This is a genomic window from Butyrivibrio sp. FCS014 (assembly GCF_000526935.1).
GTDB lineage: Bacteria > Bacillota > Clostridia > Lachnospirales > Lachnospiraceae > Butyrivibrio.
This window is the reverse complement of record NZ_JAHA01000001.1, coordinates 1-15699: the sequence shown is the minus strand read 5'-3', so window position 1 is coordinate 15699 and position 15699 is coordinate 1. Positions and strand designations below refer to the sequence as shown.

Here is a 15699-nt window from a genome sequence, read left to right as displayed (position 1 = left end):
CGGACTGGATGCCGACAGGGCTCCTGTGGCAGTAATTGCACCTTATATCAAAGATGACCCGAATTTTCACATGATGAGGATGTTTACGGGATTTGATGCCGTTCAGGTGATGGCTTCGGATGATATCAGGACAGTAGCGGCTTTTTGGTGATTCCATCACTCACATGTCTTTCTATACCAATGCACTGCAGAGACGGCTTTATGATGGCTTTTTTGGCAGGGTGTCCTTTATAAACTGCGGCATTGGCGGCAACAGGCTGGTGGACGATGCAACCTTCGTGCCTGAAGCAGGGAAAAGACTCATTTTCTTTGGGGAAGCCGGAGTTAAGCGCTTTGAACGCGATGTCTTTGAGCTGGACGAGGTGGATACTGTGATGGTGTTGATAGGGATCAATGACATCATGCATCCGGTGCAGCTTGAGGGTAAAAACAGCAGTACTCCCGCAGCGGATATTATCGAGGGATACAGAAAAATAGCGGATTGTGCTCACGAGAATGGAGCGGAAGTATTTTTTGGCACCATAACTCCTTGCGGAAATGAAGATTATCCGAAGGCGTGGTTACCGAAATTTGAAAAAGTAAGAAACGAAGTGAACGACTGGATAAGGAAAGGTGAGTCCATTGATGGATTCTTTGACTTTGACAGAGAGGTTGGAAGACCGCAAAGACGGGATTCATGCAAGGCCCCTGTCATATCGGAGACGGCCTCCATCCTAACAGCCGTGGAGGCAAAAAAATGGCTGATTGCGTAGATATCAAGACGGTGATCGGCAGTTAAAAGCTGTGCTTGGGGGAGGTATAAATGGCAGAGCACTACGAGAGCGAGGCATTTATCTATAATCAGGTGCCCGTTCGGATTTTCAACCATTCTTTTGATGGAACTGATATTTTTACATCGTTGCATTGGCATAGGAATGTGGAGTTTAACCTTACAACAGAAGGCCGGATAAAGATGAACATAGACGGCAAAAACATGCAGCTTCTTCCCGGAGACTGGTGCATTGTGAACAGCGGAGAGCTTCACTCCAATCATTGGATAGAGCCCACGGACCACTTTGGCGGCATCTGCGTGCAGATATCCAAGAGTTTTCTGGACAGATGGATCGGGGAAGGAGTAAGGTTTGACCTTCCGGGAAATCAGGCGGCATCTGACAGGATAAAGACAGACCCCTGATTAATTTCGGTGAATATAAGAAAAATGGGGTTTGATGACCTGCGGAAAATGGAACTTGTTTCTCCTTTTCCTTAACCTTCTTCGGATACTGCGTTTATGAAACAGTCTCTGGAGAGAGAGAACAGAGCATGAAGGGGAATGCTAATATCAAGTCCCATAATAAATACATTGACCGAGCATTAACATTGGATCAGCTGGATCTTTCCTGTTCGCCCCGCAAATTTCAATTATTACCCCTAACATATCTTTTCGAGGATGTTCAAGGAGCATGTTGGCAGGAACTTCTACCAATATCTTCAGAATGTCAGGCTTATGAACTGCGCGTCGAGGAGATGAAGGAAGATGAAAACGGTAACGTCTTATGGAATGTCCTTAAACCATGATTTCCCAATGTAAAGTCTTTTTATCCAGACCTTTAAAAAAGACCTTTGGATGACCCCTTCCGAATGGTTAAAGCAGGGTAAAAAAAGCACCAATTCAAGAGATATAAAAAATTGACAAACTTGGCAGATAATTAAAAGCAAAGCCTCCCACAAGGTGGGACCTGTGGTTATCCTTAAAATCACTTGAAGGGAGGTATTTTTTATGAAGAAAAGGTAATCAGTTTTAATCATGACAGGAGTAAATTGGAGGCAACGCTCCTTACAGGATGCGCCAATGCTTCCCACCAAGGCTCCGCAGCTACCACAGATAGAATGCGCCTGCTGCCACGCAGGAAGCACCTGCCAGCAACAGAAGAGGCTCCCGCACCCGAAGCTGCAGCTACAGAAGTGGAACATTTCATTCTACACCACCGAGACCCGGTAAGGATGATATGTAATCAGGATCTTATTTCGACTTTTGAGAGCAAGAATCCCGGAATAACTGTTGAGTATATCGCAGCCGGAACGATCAGCTCCAGCATGGATGGCTCTCTATGCCAGTAAATGAAGGCCCCTACAGTGTCTCTTATGGATCCCATCAATATCTGGGAGAACCCAGGGAGAGAATGCGTCCTCTTTCAGGCGAGGCAATGCTTGACAACATCACAGAGTCATCTCTTTCAACCATGACTTCAACGGCACTGTTTATGCGGTTCCCATGTCCCGCAGCAGGTATCGGTTATCCTTTATAACAAGGCAGTATGCGATGCAGCTTGTAGGCGGAGATTTCGATCCCAGCTCAATCAAGACAAGATCGGATCTCAAGGATCTTTTTGACAAGATCGAGGCAACCGGCGTAGCAGCTACCTGTATTACAGGTGTTAACTGGTCCCTGGGAGCTCACTACCTCTGCCAGTCCTACGGCGAGGGCTATCGGTGACACAAAGGCAAGAGTTGATTACGTAACTCCATCATCTCCGGTGAGACCAAGGAGATCGACAATGACGTATTTAATGGCTTTCATGGACACTCTGGACATGATGGCACAGTACAACTACAACAAGAACGATCCCCTCGTTGGTGACGTAAACCTTGATGCTATGGCTCTTGCAGAGGGCAAGTGCGGCACATGGTTCATGGGAGACTGGGCATGGACATACATGGCTGAGCTGGTAGAGCCCGGCGCAGAGTTCCGGTCTTATGCCTGTTCCTCACAGCGATGATGCAAATGATGTTACAAATCAGTATCTTCCTACATCCTTTGCTAAGGGCTACTGCATTGATGCAAGCCAGAACACAGAGGAACAGCAGCTTGCAGGTCTTAAGTTCATCGAGTATATCTCATCAGACAGCTACTCACAGGAAGTACAGGCTAAGAGACTTGGCCAGGCTCTTCCTTTCAAGAACTGCACAGCAACAATCGAGAGCCCTCTTGGAAATTCAACAGCCGGATACATTGCAGACGGCAGAACAGTTGATTTCTACGGAACACCCAGCCTTTGCCCTTCAGACATCTGGTATGAGTGCGGGCGCTTACATGTGCGAGTACCTGACAGGTGCATGCGACAGAAAGACACTGGCAGACAAGATTGATGCATACTGGGCAAACCAGGAAAAGAGAGAGTATTAATAGCCAGACTTTTTGGGGGAGGGATGCGTCTCTCCCCCTCTTTTTACAAGTATTACAAGGAGAGAGGAATTATGCACGGCAGGAAAAGAGCTATCACAAATGCGCTTGAATTTTCATTATTCGGGTTGCCATCTTTTCTGATCTGGTTTTCTGTTGTTATCATTCCGTTCATCTACGGATTCTGGATCACATTTACAGACTGGAACGGATTAGCACTTCACATAAACTTTATCGGACTTGAAAATTACAGACATATTCTTACGGATTCTGCTTTTTGGGCGCCTTCGTTAAGACGGTTATATATGCGCTGTTTACGGTTATATTAAGTAATCTGGTGGGTTTTATCCTGGCACTGGTGGTTACCAGCGGTATTAAGGGACAGAACTTATTCAGGACAGGCTTTTTTACCCCCAATATCATCGGCGGTATTATTCTGGGTTACATTTGGAACTTTATTTTCTCATTTGGCCTTACAAAATTCGGTGAATTCACCGGAATCTCATGGATGCAGACTTCATGGCTGACCAATCCAACCAGAGCCCTGATGGCTCTTATCATTGTCAGCGCATGGCAGATGAGCGGTTATCTTATGGTTATTTATATCGCAGGACTGACCGCAGTGCCCTCGGACCTTTTAGAGGCGGCAAGAGTTGACGGAGCTACAACCTGGCAGACAGTTACCAAAATCAAGATTCCCATGATAAGGGGAACTATCGCGATATGCGTATTCCTGTCCATCTCAAGATGCTTCATGTCCTTTGACACTAACCTGTCACTGACTGCAGGCGGACCGTATAAATCCACAGAACTTATAGGCCTACAAGATCTATCAGACAGCATTTACCAGCATGAACTTCGGTGAAGGTCAGGCTCAGGCCATTGTGCTGTTTGTGATCGTGGCGATCATATCACTGCTTCAGGTTTACTTTACAAGGAAAGGGAGGGTTGATGCATGAGAGCAGAAAGAAACAGAAAAAGCATAACCTTCGCCATAACACTGGTAGTACTTATATTGTTCATGGTGCCTTTCTATATGCTTGTAGTGAATTCCTTCAAGCCTACAGCAGAGTTTTTGAAGAATCCTTTTGCACTTCCGCAAAGTTTTAATGTTGATAACTTCATCACGGCAATAGACAGAATGAACTTTGGCAAATCACTGTTTAATACTGCAGCCATTACAGTGACTGCAGTAGTGGTAAACATGATAGTTTCGGCTATGACAGGATATCTTTTTGCCAGAAGGAAGTGGAAGATCAAACAAGATCATATTCATGGCATTTCTGGCATCCATGGTGGCTCCTTTTCAGGTATATATGATACCCCTTGTAAGGATATATGCCGGAGTTCTGGGTTTTTTCCAACAATCTGATGATGGTTGCTTATATTGCGGTGGGACTTAATATACCCTTTGCGGTATTTCTGTATTCGGGCTTCGTGGAAGGAATTCCCTCTGAGCTTGATGAGGCAGCGCTTATAGACGGATTGTGGTTTCACAAGGACATTTTTCCATATCATCATGCCGCTATTGAAGCCAATCATTATCACCGTTACTGTTTTTGTCGCCATGGGTGTATGGAATGATTTCCTGATGTCCAGCTTATTCCTTACAAAAGTGGACACCAAGACACTGGCAATTTCCATCAAGACATTTTTGACCAATCATTCAGCTGAGTATGCGCCTATGATGGCGGGACTTCTTCTTAGCGTTCTGCCTGTTTCTTATCTTCTATCTGATAGGGCAGAAATACATCATTGAAGGTGTTATTGCAGGCAGCGTAAAGGGTTAATTCGCAAATTTGGGGAAATAGACAGTTCTTTTTCCGACAATGTGCTATGTAAGCAGGTATCAGTCAGCGATATACTTATTTCAACCTCTTAAATATAGATGTTAATTGAAGTAATTTGTTGAAAGGAGAACAGGTTATGGAAATCAGATTAGAAGACGTTGAAAAAGTAATGGAACAGACGGGAGTCGAGTACAAAGTCGCCAAGGAGGCCCTTCTTAAATCAGACGGCGATGCGGATGAAGCAATAAAGCTAATCACAAAGGATACCATCGATATAGGTGAGGAAGCAAAAGCTGCTGTTGAGAAGCTCAAAAAGAAGGTTAAGGAAGGCAATGTAGACAGAATCCAGATTCGCAAAGACCAAGAGGTTGTCTTTAGCGTTCCCGTTAACATCGGAATCGTGGGAGGAATCGTCGGATTTGCCACAATCCCCTGGGCACTGATCGCTGCAGCGGTTGCAGCATTCGGACTGGGATGCAAACTTGAAGTAGTCAAGAAAGATGGCTCTTCTGATGAGATCAATTGATAACTAAACAGACTCGGCACAGGCCGGAGACGAAGGTAACGTCTCCGGTCTTTTTTGACTTGCACAGGTGAAAAACCTGCTCGATAATATTAGTTAGAGTGAGGTAATTGCCATGAACATCTGCTTATTGAATGATTCTTTTCCGCCTGTTATAGACGGAGTTGCAAATGTGGTTATGAATTATGCAAGGGTGTTGACCCAGGATCTGCATGAAAATGTTGTGGTGGGAACACCAAGGTATCCCGATGTAAGCTATGAGGGCTATCCGTACAAAGTAATAGCTTATCCCAGTTTTGACACTACAGATTTCGTAAAGGGATATCGCACCGGAAATCCTTTATCAATAAGAGAGATTGCGCAGATGAGCGAGTTTGGGCCGGATATTATCCATACCCACTGTCCCGCGGCTTCTACCGTTATGGCCAGAGTTTTGCGAAGGGATACCGGAGCACCCATTGTTTTTTACATATCACACCAAATTTGATGTGGATATTGCAAGGGCTGTGGGCGATGGCTTTCTTAAGCAGGAGACCATAAAGACCATGATCAGCAATATTGAGGCATGCGATGATGTGTGGGTGGTTTCCAAAGGCGCCGGCGAAAACCTACGGTCTCTGGGCTTTGAGGGCGAATACCGGGTCATGAATAATGGGGTGGACTTCCCCAAAGGCCGGGGAGATGAGAAGCTGGTAAAAGAGCTGTCGACAGAATATTCGCTTTCTGAGGGAATACCGGTGTTTCTTTTTGTGGGAAGGATAATGAAATACAAAGGCCTTCCGATAATTGTTGATGCCATGAAGCTTCTGTCCGACAGAAATATAGATTATCGCATGGTATTCGTTGGAGGCGGAGCCGATGCCGAGGAAATGCAGACCAGAGTTAAAGAGTATGGCATAGGCGATAAGGTTATTTTCACCGGGCCGGAGCACGACAGAGAAAAACTCAGAGCATGGAATACAAGGGCGGATCTGTTTCTTTTCCCGTCTGTATATGATACAAATGGCATTGTGGTAAGGGAGGCTGCAGCCTGCGGACTGGCCAGTGTTCTGGTAAAAGGCTCCTGCGCTGCCGAAGGGATAATCCACGACAGAAATGGATATTTGATAGAAGAAAATGCACAGTCCATGGCAGATCTTTTAGAGAAATTGTGCAAGGATCTTTCGCATCTGCACGATGTGGGGCAACATGCCATGGATGAGATCTACATCTCCTGGGAAGACAGTGTCAAAGTGGCTCATGACAGATACGAAGAGCTGCATGAGATGTCACTTGGCGGGGTGTTTGGCCACAGAAAGCATCAAAGTCACGAGTATCTGATCAAGTCGGCGGCTATGATCCTTGATGAGACGGAGAAAGTATTTAAGGCACCTAAGACCTTTTATGAAGGCATGAAGGATAACTTTGATAGTATTCGGGAAGATTTTCAGGATATACGTGACGATATCCGTAATGACATTCTCGAAGATATAGAGCAGATGAGGGATAGGTTCAATGGAAGCTCAGACAAATAAAAAAAGAGACTGGTACAAGGAGATGAGCTTTTATCAGATCTGGGTGCGAAGCTTCGCAGACGGAAACGGAGACGGCATCGGAGATCTGTATGGGGTTTACGACAAGCTTGAGTATGTTAAATCCCTTGGGGTCGACGGAATCTGGTTTTCACCAATTTATCCGTCTCCCAATGCAGATTTTGGCTATGACATCTCTGACTATAAGAATATACACCCTGATTTCGGGGATCTGGAGCAGTTCAAAAAAGTACTGGCAAAAGCCCATGAACTGGGTCTTAAAGTGATAATGGACCTGGTGGTAAATCATACTTCAGACGAGCATCCCTGGTTTATTGAGAGCCGTAAGGGCAGGGATAATCCCTACAGCGATTACTATATATGGCGAGACAAGCCCAATAACTGGGACAGCCTTTTTGAGGGTAAGGCCTGGGAGTATGACCATGAACGAGGTCAGTATTATCTTCACATTTTTGCCAAGAAGCAGCCGGATCTTAACATGGATAATCCCAAAGTTAGGCAGGAAGTTAAGGATATCATGAGATATTGGCTGGATATGGGAGTTGACGGCTTTAGAGAAGATGTCATTAACTTCATATCAAAAAAAGAAGGACTTCCCAATGGTATGCCGCTTCTGCCTGCGGCAAAGGGAATGATGCAGTACAAGGACGGTCCTCATATTCACGAATATCTGGCAGAATTTCGCAAGGTATGCGATGAGTATGACTGTTTCCAATTGGGAGAAGGCCCCATGACTACTGTTAAGTCAGCCAGAAAATATCTGACCGGGCCAACCAAGTCACTGGATATGATGTTTTCTTTTGACCACATGATGGCAGACTGCTTTTTTACCGAGTACATGCACAGGCCGTTTTCTCTGGTCAAGCTCAAAAAAGCCTTCAGCAAATGGCAGTATGCCCTGGCTAAGGATGGTTGGAATGCACTGTATATGGAGAATCACGATCATCCCAGGATTGTAAGCCGCTACGGAAGCCACCATTTCTGGTGGGAGAGCGGAACAATGCTGGCTGCCAGCTATATTTTCCAGAGGGGGACTCCTTTTATCTATCAGGGGCAGGAGATAGGAATGACAAACATACGACTTGCTTCAATTGAGCAGTATGTGGACGTTTCCTCCAAGACCAATTATTACACTTACCACCTGAAGGAAGACCCGGAGCGCAGACTTCACAGGATCCATCTTTCAAGCCGGGATTCATCCAGAACTCCGGTGCAGTGGGATTCCAGTGAATATGCGGGCTTTTCCACTGTAGAGCCATGGTTTTATGTAAACCCCAACTATAAGAAGATCAATGTTGCCCGTCAACAGGATGATCCATACAGTATCCTGAATTTCTATCGCAAATGCCTTATGCTTAGGAAGAACTCCAGGACATTGATTTACGGAACATATAAAGAGTATTTTCCAAAAGACAAGAGCATTTATATGTATGAGAGAAAAATGGGACAGGAGCGGTACCTTATCATATGCTCATTTTCAAGACTACCGGTTAAGCTAAGGCTCCCCGGAGATTATGATGGCAGAGAAAAAGAGCTGGTGCTTTGCAATTATCCTGAGAATGTTGAGGACATTCCCGCGCACAAGCTTAAGGCTATCGGGGATGAGCTGCTTAATCTGGAGTTTACCCACGGTATGTTAAGACCTTACGAGACCCGCGTTTACAGATTTTCATTTTGATTGGCAGTGAACAGACTTATTTATAGATGAAAAGCCGCTACTGAGTGATGATCGCTCAGCAGCGGCTTGCTTTGGTTATATGTACTAAGATGTGCTATCAGTCGATATCGCCGACAATGTCGATATTCTCGCCTGTGATGCCTACCCATGCGCCATCGGAAGCTTCCTTTGCATCCTTATGAGCAAGAAGCCATTTGTTGGTTGCTCTGAGCATAGTGTCTTCCTGGTTAATAGCAGTAAACTCCGGCTTACCAACATTAGTGCCTTTGGGAAGTCCGACGAGAACCTGGAAACCTGAGTCTTTATGCGCCTGGCAGGGTGCATAGTGAAGGGTTGTAGCATAGACCTCTAACATTACTCCTGCAGGAACGAGAAAGGCTTTTACTTTGTCAGAACCAATCTTGTAGTCACTTATCTCTTCTCGCTTAGCGACCAGCAGAATAAAGTCACTGGGTCCAAAATTGATTTCGCTTGAACGATGATACTCAAGACAATTGAGCTTGGTATTATGGCCGTTGCACCATCCAAACTGCATGGGAGATCCTCCAAACAATGAATTTGTGATCTTGTCTGCAGCTGCAAGGCTTTGAAGAGCCAGATCTTCTGCAACATACTCTGTACCCTCGGGAATAGGAGTCTTATCCCTAAGAGTCTCTAAAATTTCCTGCTTCTCAGCTTCATACCCCTCAATGATTCTTCCGTAATTTGTAAATTCCGGATCTGTAGCTTTGTAAATTTTCATACCTTCTCTCCTTTTTTGAAAAATAACCACCTAATACATGTTATCATTATAGTGGTAAAAAATCACTAGCTTGCGGGAGTTGATATGAAAATCCTCTGAATTTGCGGAGAAAAATATCAATCCTCGTTAAGAATGTCGCGGCACTCTTTAATGAGTGTCAGGTTGCTGCAAAGGATGAGAACTTCGTTCCAGCATCTGCAGACAGCATCGTTAAGACTTTCAATATCTTCAAATCTCCACATGATAGCAAAGTCATCATAGCTGTCTGGATCGTATAATCTGTTGATTTCACGGTCTTCTTCACAGAAAATGCGCTGCCATTCATCGGAAGCAAATCCGCAGAAAGCTATGTTTTTGCAGCCTCTTGAAAGAATAGTATTAGCCAGATCCCTGATTATGCTCTCATCCTCAAATTCATCAGTGATGATGATAACTGTCTGGCTGCACATATTGCGAAACTTGTTGCTGTTATCCAAAATGCCCTTTCCTGTGAGTCCAAAGGTGATATTTTGGTTGTAAGCCTTATTCATAATCATGTTCTGTGTCATAACGATCCTCCTTATATATACCTATTAGCAAGCTGCCCGGATGGCTATTTGTTTCTATGTTGCCATTATCGCACTTATAGTGGGTTATAAATGACACAGTATTATTTATTGGAACATCCGCAATTCCTCAAGTATAACTTGAAAAACATAATGAAAGATAAATCCACACTGGCTGTATAACAGATTATTTCGCGCTTATTATGTAATTAGTAAGGAGGGAATATACGATGAGTATGGGTACAAATATAAAAGCTCTGAGGGAAGAGCGGAAGCTTACACAGGACAAGGTGGCAGAGGCACTTGGGGTTACCTTCCAGGCAGTTTCTTCATGGGAAAGAGATGAGTACAAGCCTGATACAGATAAACTGATAAAACTCGCAGAGCTGTTTGATGTTTCAGTTTCTGCAATAGCTGAAGAGAGACAAAAGGCCTTTCATACAAAGGAAACCATATACAATTGGGAGCACATGAAAACCTATGTCAAAACAACAGCCAGAAATTTTAAACTGGAGGATACCTTAAGGGCAGTGGATTATGCCGAGGAGGCTCATCGCGGGCAGACCAGAAAGCGCTCCACGGTTCCCTATATCTATCATCCGCTGAATCTGGCTTGTCATGCCCTTTCCATGGGTATTATCGAAGACGAAATCATTGCAGCCTGCCTGCTTCATGATGTGGTAGAGGACTGCGGTAAAAAACTTGAGGAATTGCCGGTAAGTGATGAGACGAAAGAGCTGGTAAGACTTCTGACCAGAAAAGACACTCCTGAAGAGAAGAGGAAAGAGACGCTGGACGCTTATTTCCACGACATTGCGCAAAACCCCAAGGCTACCTTGGTAAAATGTCTGGACAGGTGCAATAACCTTACCACAATGTCCTGGGGACTTAGCAGAGACAGAATATACAGGACTATAAAAGAAACAGAGGAATATTTCCCTCCGCTGATAAAAGTGCTAAAGGATACCACGGCATACGGGAATGCCTCATGGCTACTGAAATACCAGATGGAAAGCATGCTGGATATATATAAAAGGCTTATGTAAATATGAAGAAACTGTTTACTCAAAAGATAAGAATCCTATGGTTTTTTCTTTCTATACTGTGCCTTGGCTACTCGCTGATGGTGTATCTGGTGGGAAGCGGCACCCTTTCATTCACAATCTGGCTTGCGGGAGCTGCCTTTTTTGCCCTGTGCTGTTTCCTTGCAGGGGAAAAGAGATGGAGTAAAGTTCCCAAGGCTGTTAGATATGCCGCATATATCGCATTGGCAGTCTTTGCTTCGGTCTTCATGACCTGTCAGATTGCCATTTTATCCCACTTTTTTGATAAGGGAGAAAGTGATCTCGATTATATCATTGTTCTTGGAGCACAAATGCGGGAGAGCGGGCCAAGTGTGATATATCGTTACAGACTGGAGAAAGCGTATCAGTATCTGTCGGAGAATCCTGATACAATCTGCATCACCACAGGGGGCGCAGGCATAAACGAGAATATCAGCGAAGGAATGGGCGGAAAAAAGTATCTGGTTAAGCTTGGAATCTCCGAAAGCAGGATACTTGCCGAAGAAACGTCCAGGGATACCGGAGAGAATATACAGAATGCGCTTCTGCTTGTAAGAGCGGAAGATGTGGCAGAGGATAATCTTAAAATAGGTATTGTGACCAACGGATTTCATGTCTTTCGCGGAGTGAGGATAGCAAAGAAAAATACAGAAGCTCGAGTTTGCGGGATTGCAGCCTATATGCAGCCCAGATTTATTCCAAATAACATGGTACGGGAGTGTTTTGGCATACTAAGGGACCTGATAAACGGTGAGCTTTATTGAGGATTTTGGATATGTGCGCCAGATATGTGTTTTTGGGACAGAAACGCCATAAAGGTTGAAGCAGAGCTGGGATTGGGACCCGGCTCTTTAAGCATGCCTCAGGGGGACGTTTGCCCGGGGATGACAGCAGCTGTCATAATCGCGCAAAGGGGTGATAGCTCTTTTCCCCTGACAGTAAGGTACATGAACTGGGGCATACTGGACAAGTCGCTGGTCATAAACGCAAGAGCGGAATCGGTGGCGGAAAAGCCGATGTTTGCGGACAGTTTTGCCTACAGGCGCTGTGTGATGCCGGCCGGGGCGTTTTATGAGTGGGACAGTGACCGGAACAAGGCGACGTTTTATGATATGGAAAAAGATCCTGTTTATCTGGCGGGGGTATATACTTTGGCGGATAATCGTGACAGCTTTGTGGTGATCACAACCAAAGCAAATGAATCCATGATAAAGGTTCATGACCGCATGCCCCTCATGATACCAGCGGATTCTGTGAAGGACTGGCTATATGATGATGGCGTGGCAAAAAAGATGCTGCTTGCCAGGATGCCACAGCTGCTTAAAGAGCAGGAATATGAGCAGCTGAAACTGCCCGGATGTGAGTGATAAATCAGTAACTTGCCCGGGAGGAGAATTAGGTAGTACTTTATCGCAAAGGCGAGTATATATCCGTAAGGCAGCCTTTCATATAATGTAATCAGATAGCAGGATATGACATTATTGAAAGGTGGTGATGGCCATGTTATCAATTGTATTCTTTGTTTTATTCATGATGGTTTTCGGAAAAATGATCGGTTTCGCCATCAGATTTGCCTGGGGCGCATTTAAAGTTGCTATGTTCCTGGTATTCCTTCCGCTGGCATTGGTATTCATGGCTCTTGGCGGACTGATCTATATAGCTTTGCCGATACTTATTATTGCCGGGGTGGTAAGTCTCTTCGCAAAAGCAGTATAATATTATAAAAACTGTAAAGGCGGGATATACCCCATGAAGAGATGATATATAACATATATAGAATATAGATTGGATTTTTTTTATGAAGTATATTTACGAAACACATCTTCACACGGTAGAGGCCAGTGCCTGCGCCAGCATGCCCGGAGAGGAGTATCCGGCATACATGAAGAGCCTTGGATACAGCGGGATAATTGTCACAGATCACTTTTTTACAGGAAACAGCTGTGTTCCGAATAATCTTCCCTGGGAAGCAAGAATAGAGAAGTACTGTTCCGGATATGAACATGCTAAGGCGGCTGCGGGAGATGATTTTACTGTCCTTTTTGGGATAGAGTATAACTTTCAGGGGGATGAATACCTGTTGTATGGAGTAACTGAAGAGTGGCTTCTTGATAATCCGGATATTGAGGAATTTAGCCGGGAGCAGGTATATGAGTCAGTTCACAGTATCGGCGGAATAATGATTCAGGCGCATCCCTACAGGGAAAGAGGATACCTGTCGGCGATTCACTTAACTCCTGCTGTCAGTGACGGCATTGAAGTCTATAATGCAGCAAATCCCGACTGGCAAAATGCCCTTGGATATGAATATGCTTTAGAGCGAGGCTTTTTGATGAGCGGAGGATCAGACATTCACAACTATTCGCTGGACAACATGGGAGGAATGAGCTTTCCTTATCCTATACATACAATAGAAGAATATGTTAAAGCCTTTATGGCGGGGGATGGAACTCCTGTATTCAGGAGGGATGTTCATGATAACAGTACTATTTTCAGGCCGGTAACAGAAGATCAGACACTGATGGTAACGAAAGAAAAGTCTACACTTGAAGTGATCTGGCATTGAGGCGTGGAATTGCATAAATTAATGGAAATTTTATGACAATATATGTTCTTACGTATTATTATTAGTGTATGGAAACTCTGATTAGTACGTCATATACTCCTGTTGGGGATATATTGGTCATTGCGATTATGGGTATCTTCGTGATACTTATTCGTGCTGCCTATATCAAGCCCAGCAAGGGTTTTCGTCTTTTTAAGTGGATACTGGCCGTGCTGACATTGGCAGCATATACGGATATCATGTACCATCTTGCTTTGGCCAATTTCGATCAAATTCCCGGGATAGTTCCATATGCATTGCGCTTTCTGTACCATCAGTTGCTTTTTATAAATTTGGAACTCTATATTCTATATATAGAACAAACTATGCAGCTGCTTCCTTCTGAACAGAAGGCGTTTCCTATAATCGGCCTATTAGGTCTTATCGGTTTTGGCATAACCGATATTCTTGGAACGATTCTTGGTTTTGGGTTCCATATTACAGATGACTTCACCATTGCGTCACAGGTTAATCTCTTCCTTGTAGAATATCTTTTCTTTGTGGGAATTGCCTTATTTATGATGATCCGGTACAGAGACCGTGTGTACAAACCGATTATCTGGGCATTTTTGCTGACAATTGCGATTGCGCTCGTCCTTATGTATATTCAGGGATTATTCAATCAGCAGTCCTTTACCACAGCGACCTTTGTATTTCCGGCGTTGTCTGTTCTTTATCTTCTTCATTCTAATCCCTATGATCTTGAAATGGGTTCACTTAAGCTGGATTCTTTTGAGTCAGATCTTCAACACAGGATTCAGGGCAAAAAGAAGTTTGCGATTTTAAGTATTTTGCTTCATGAGTTTGAAGCTGCAGGCCATAAATATCCAAAGGAAATGAGAGATATTATCAGGTCGTATGTAGAGGGATATTATAACGGTGCGGCGCTGTTTCAAATAACCGGTGGCCGCATGGAACTGGTGGTTGACCTTGATATAAACCCGGATTATGAAGAAAAAACGAAAACAGATTCTTGAGGTCTTCCATGATCATTACAACCTTTACAAATATGATTACAAAATAATAATCGTTAAAAGCAGGGAAGAGATCACAAATCCTGATGATTACATAGCTTTGATCCAGTATGTTGAGAACAGGATGCCTGAGAACCAGATAGAATTTGTTGATGATGAAATACTGGATAAGTTTTCCAGCCATAAATATATAGTTGATGAGCTTAACGATATCAACGAAAAACAGAACCTTTATGATGACAGGGTTCTGGTATACTGCCAGCCTGTTTATAACCTAAGAACAGGCCGTTATGACACGGCGGAAGCTCTGATGCGACTTAATCTTCCTAAAATAGGAATGGTTTTCCCGGACAGATTTATTCCCATTGCCGAGAAGCATAATTGTATTCATATGTTGTCACTTATAATACTGGCCAAGACTTGCAGACAGATCAGGAAGATGCTGAATGAAGGCTATGTGATCAAGAGAATCTCAGTGAATTTTTCCATTCTGGATATCAGGGAAAAGAGTTTTCGGAAAATGTTCAGCGCATCGTAAGCGAGTGCGGTATTCCTATGGATAAGATAGCCATAGAGATTACGGAAAGTCAGAACCAGAAGGACTTTGATGCAGTCAAGGAAACCTTCAGAAAGCTCAAGAGCAGCGGAATCACTTTTTACCTTGATGATTTTGGTACGGGATATTCCAATTTTGAGAGAATAATGGAGCTTCCATTTGATATAATCAAATTTGACAGATCTTTGGTAATGGCCAGCAGGAGTGATTCCAAGTCTGAGACCATGGTTTCGTATCTGGCCCATATGTTTACGGATATGAATTATTCCGTGCTTTATGAGGGTATTGAGGATGAGGAGGATGAGGTACTCTGTACAAAGATGTATGCCCGTTACCTTCAGGGGTACAAATATGCCAAGCCCATTCCTATTCAGGAGCTTGATAAGTATTTTGTAAAAGCATCACATGTATAGACTGAAAGATTGATAAAATGAGTATAGAAGCATATATTAACCCGGATTTTACCTGGTACAAAAAATTTTTTTCCTGCTGATCACTTATCTGCTGATTAGCATTTGTATCCTTAT

21 protein-coding genes and 2 pseudogenes are annotated in these 15699 nt (G+C 43.9%); 21 read left to right on the top strand and 2 right to left on the bottom strand.

Translation table 11 applies throughout. From position 1 onward, the window contains the following. Positions 1–152 precede the first annotated feature (152 nt). The 14 genes and pseudogenes from T456_RS18760 to T456_RS0100055 all read left to right on the top strand — a co-directional run. Positions 153–752: pseudogene (locus T456_RS18760) on the top strand (GDSL-type esterase/lipase family protein); the annotation flags it as partial. Between the two features lie 50 nt (positions 753–802). Then, positions 803–1174: an AraC family ligand binding domain-containing protein gene (locus T456_RS0100115; RefSeq protein ID WP_024864342.1), complete on the top strand. Its 372-nt coding sequence runs from the start codon at positions 803–805 to the stop codon at positions 1172–1174. Positions 1175–1800: 626 nt separating this feature from the next. Further along, a complete protein-coding gene (locus T456_RS0100105; protein WP_035800893.1) occupies positions 1801–2100 on the top strand; it encodes a hypothetical protein in 300 nt (99 codons plus the stop codon). Further along, positions 2091–2288 (top strand): hypothetical protein, encoded by a 198-nt coding sequence (locus T456_RS0100100; protein ID WP_024864339.1) that lies wholly within the window; start codon positions 2091–2093, stop codon positions 2286–2288. Before T456_RS0100105 ends, T456_RS0100100 begins: the two co-directional genes overlap by 10 nt. Before the next feature lie 14 nt (positions 2289–2302). Then, positions 2303–2476: a hypothetical protein gene (locus tag T456_RS22170; RefSeq protein WP_155837982.1), complete on the top strand. Its 174-nt coding sequence runs from the start codon at positions 2303–2305 to the stop codon at positions 2474–2476. 61 nt (positions 2477–2537) lie between these two features. Further along, on the top strand, positions 2538–2759 hold the full coding sequence (locus T456_RS0100090; protein ID WP_024864338.1) for a hypothetical protein: 222 nt from the start codon (positions 2538–2540) through the stop codon (positions 2757–2759). Beyond that, entirely contained in the window at positions 2737–3129 is a 393-nt protein-coding gene (locus tag T456_RS0100085) for a hypothetical protein (RefSeq protein WP_024864337.1), read from the top strand. Before T456_RS0100090 ends, T456_RS0100085 begins: the two co-directional genes overlap by 23 nt. A 311-nt stretch (positions 3130–3440) precedes the next feature. Continuing rightward, positions 3441–4028, top strand: coding sequence for a carbohydrate ABC transporter permease (locus T456_RS18755; RefSeq protein WP_242835820.1), 588 nt, complete (start codon positions 3441–3443; stop codon positions 4026–4028). A gap of 90 nt (positions 4029–4118) precedes the next feature. Further along, on the top strand, positions 4119–4535 hold the full coding sequence (locus tag T456_RS20820) for a carbohydrate ABC transporter permease (RefSeq protein ID WP_051464935.1): 417 nt from the start codon (positions 4119–4121) through the stop codon (positions 4533–4535). 156 nt (positions 4536–4691) lie between these two features. Continuing rightward, on the top strand, positions 4692–4922 hold the full coding sequence (locus T456_RS22165; protein WP_197026836.1) for a hypothetical protein: 231 nt from the start codon (positions 4692–4694) through the stop codon (positions 4920–4922). Positions 4923–5089: 167 nt separating this feature from the next. Then, the gene (locus T456_RS0100070; RefSeq protein ID WP_024864336.1) at positions 5090–5479 is read left to right on the top strand and encodes a DUF4342 domain-containing protein; all 390 of its coding nucleotides are present in this window, start codon (positions 5090–5092) and stop codon (positions 5477–5479) included. Positions 5480–5591: 112 nt separating this feature from the next. Further along, positions 5592–5963 (top strand): glycosyltransferase, encoded by a 372-nt coding sequence (locus T456_RS0100065; protein ID WP_024864335.1) that lies wholly within the window; start codon positions 5592–5594, stop codon positions 5961–5963. Then, on the top strand, positions 5935–6990 hold the full coding sequence (locus tag T456_RS0100060) for a glycosyltransferase (RefSeq protein WP_024864334.1): 1056 nt from the start codon (positions 5935–5937) through the stop codon (positions 6988–6990). The genes T456_RS0100065 and T456_RS0100060 overlap by 29 nt, the downstream gene beginning before the upstream one ends. Next, a complete protein-coding gene (locus T456_RS0100055) occupies positions 6971–8686 on the top strand; it encodes a glycoside hydrolase family 13 protein (RefSeq protein WP_024864333.1) in 1716 nt (571 codons plus the stop codon). Before T456_RS0100060 ends, T456_RS0100055 begins: the two co-directional genes overlap by 20 nt. A 97-nt stretch (positions 8687–8783) precedes the next feature. Here the strand turns inward: T456_RS0100055 and T456_RS0100050 are convergent, their stop codons facing one another. Both T456_RS0100050 and T456_RS0100045 read right to left on the bottom strand, forming a co-directional pair. Next, entirely contained in the window at positions 8784–9428 is a 645-nt protein-coding gene (locus T456_RS0100050; RefSeq protein ID WP_024864332.1) for a DUF4867 family protein, read from the bottom strand. 116 nt (positions 9429–9544) lie between these two features. Next, positions 9545–9976: a hypothetical protein gene (locus T456_RS0100045; RefSeq protein ID WP_024864331.1), complete on the bottom strand. Its 432-nt coding sequence runs from the start codon at positions 9974–9976 to the stop codon at positions 9545–9547. A gap of 227 nt (positions 9977–10203) precedes the next feature. Between T456_RS0100045 and T456_RS0100040 the strand changes: the two genes are divergently transcribed. The 7 genes and pseudogenes from T456_RS0100040 (at position 10204) to T456_RS24220 (ending at position 15585) form a co-directional block, all read left to right on the top strand. Next, entirely contained in the window at positions 10204–11019 is an 816-nt protein-coding gene (locus tag T456_RS0100040; RefSeq protein WP_024864330.1) for a helix-turn-helix domain-containing protein, read from the top strand. 2 nt (positions 11020–11021) lie between these two features. Beyond that, positions 11022–11801 carry a YdcF family protein gene (locus T456_RS0100035; protein ID WP_024864329.1) on the top strand — a complete coding sequence of 260 codons (780 nt, stop codon included), beginning with the start codon at positions 11022–11024 and terminating at the stop codon, positions 11799–11801. Between the two features lie 24 nt (positions 11802–11825). After that, on the top strand, positions 11826–12404 hold the full coding sequence (locus T456_RS0100030; RefSeq protein WP_024864328.1) for an SOS response-associated peptidase: 579 nt from the start codon (positions 11826–11828) through the stop codon (positions 12402–12404). A gap of 133 nt (positions 12405–12537) precedes the next feature. Then, positions 12538–12753, top strand: a complete 216-nt coding sequence (locus T456_RS0100025) for a hypothetical protein (protein WP_024864327.1) — start codon at positions 12538–12540, stop codon at positions 12751–12753. An 82-nt stretch (positions 12754–12835) separates the two neighbouring features. Beyond that, positions 12836–13603, top strand: a complete 768-nt coding sequence (locus T456_RS18745; protein ID WP_024864326.1) for a PHP domain-containing protein — start codon at positions 12836–12838, stop codon at positions 13601–13603. A 113-nt stretch (positions 13604–13716) separates the two neighbouring features. Continuing rightward, the gene (locus tag T456_RS0100015; protein WP_024864325.1) at positions 13717–14619 is read left to right on the top strand and encodes a hypothetical protein; all 903 of its coding nucleotides are present in this window, start codon (positions 13717–13719) and stop codon (positions 14617–14619) included. Further along, a pseudogene (locus tag T456_RS24220) lies at positions 14591–15585 on the top strand (EAL domain-containing protein). Before T456_RS0100015 ends, T456_RS24220 begins: the two are co-directional and overlap by 29 nt. The last annotated feature ends 114 nt before the right edge of the window (positions 15586–15699 follow it).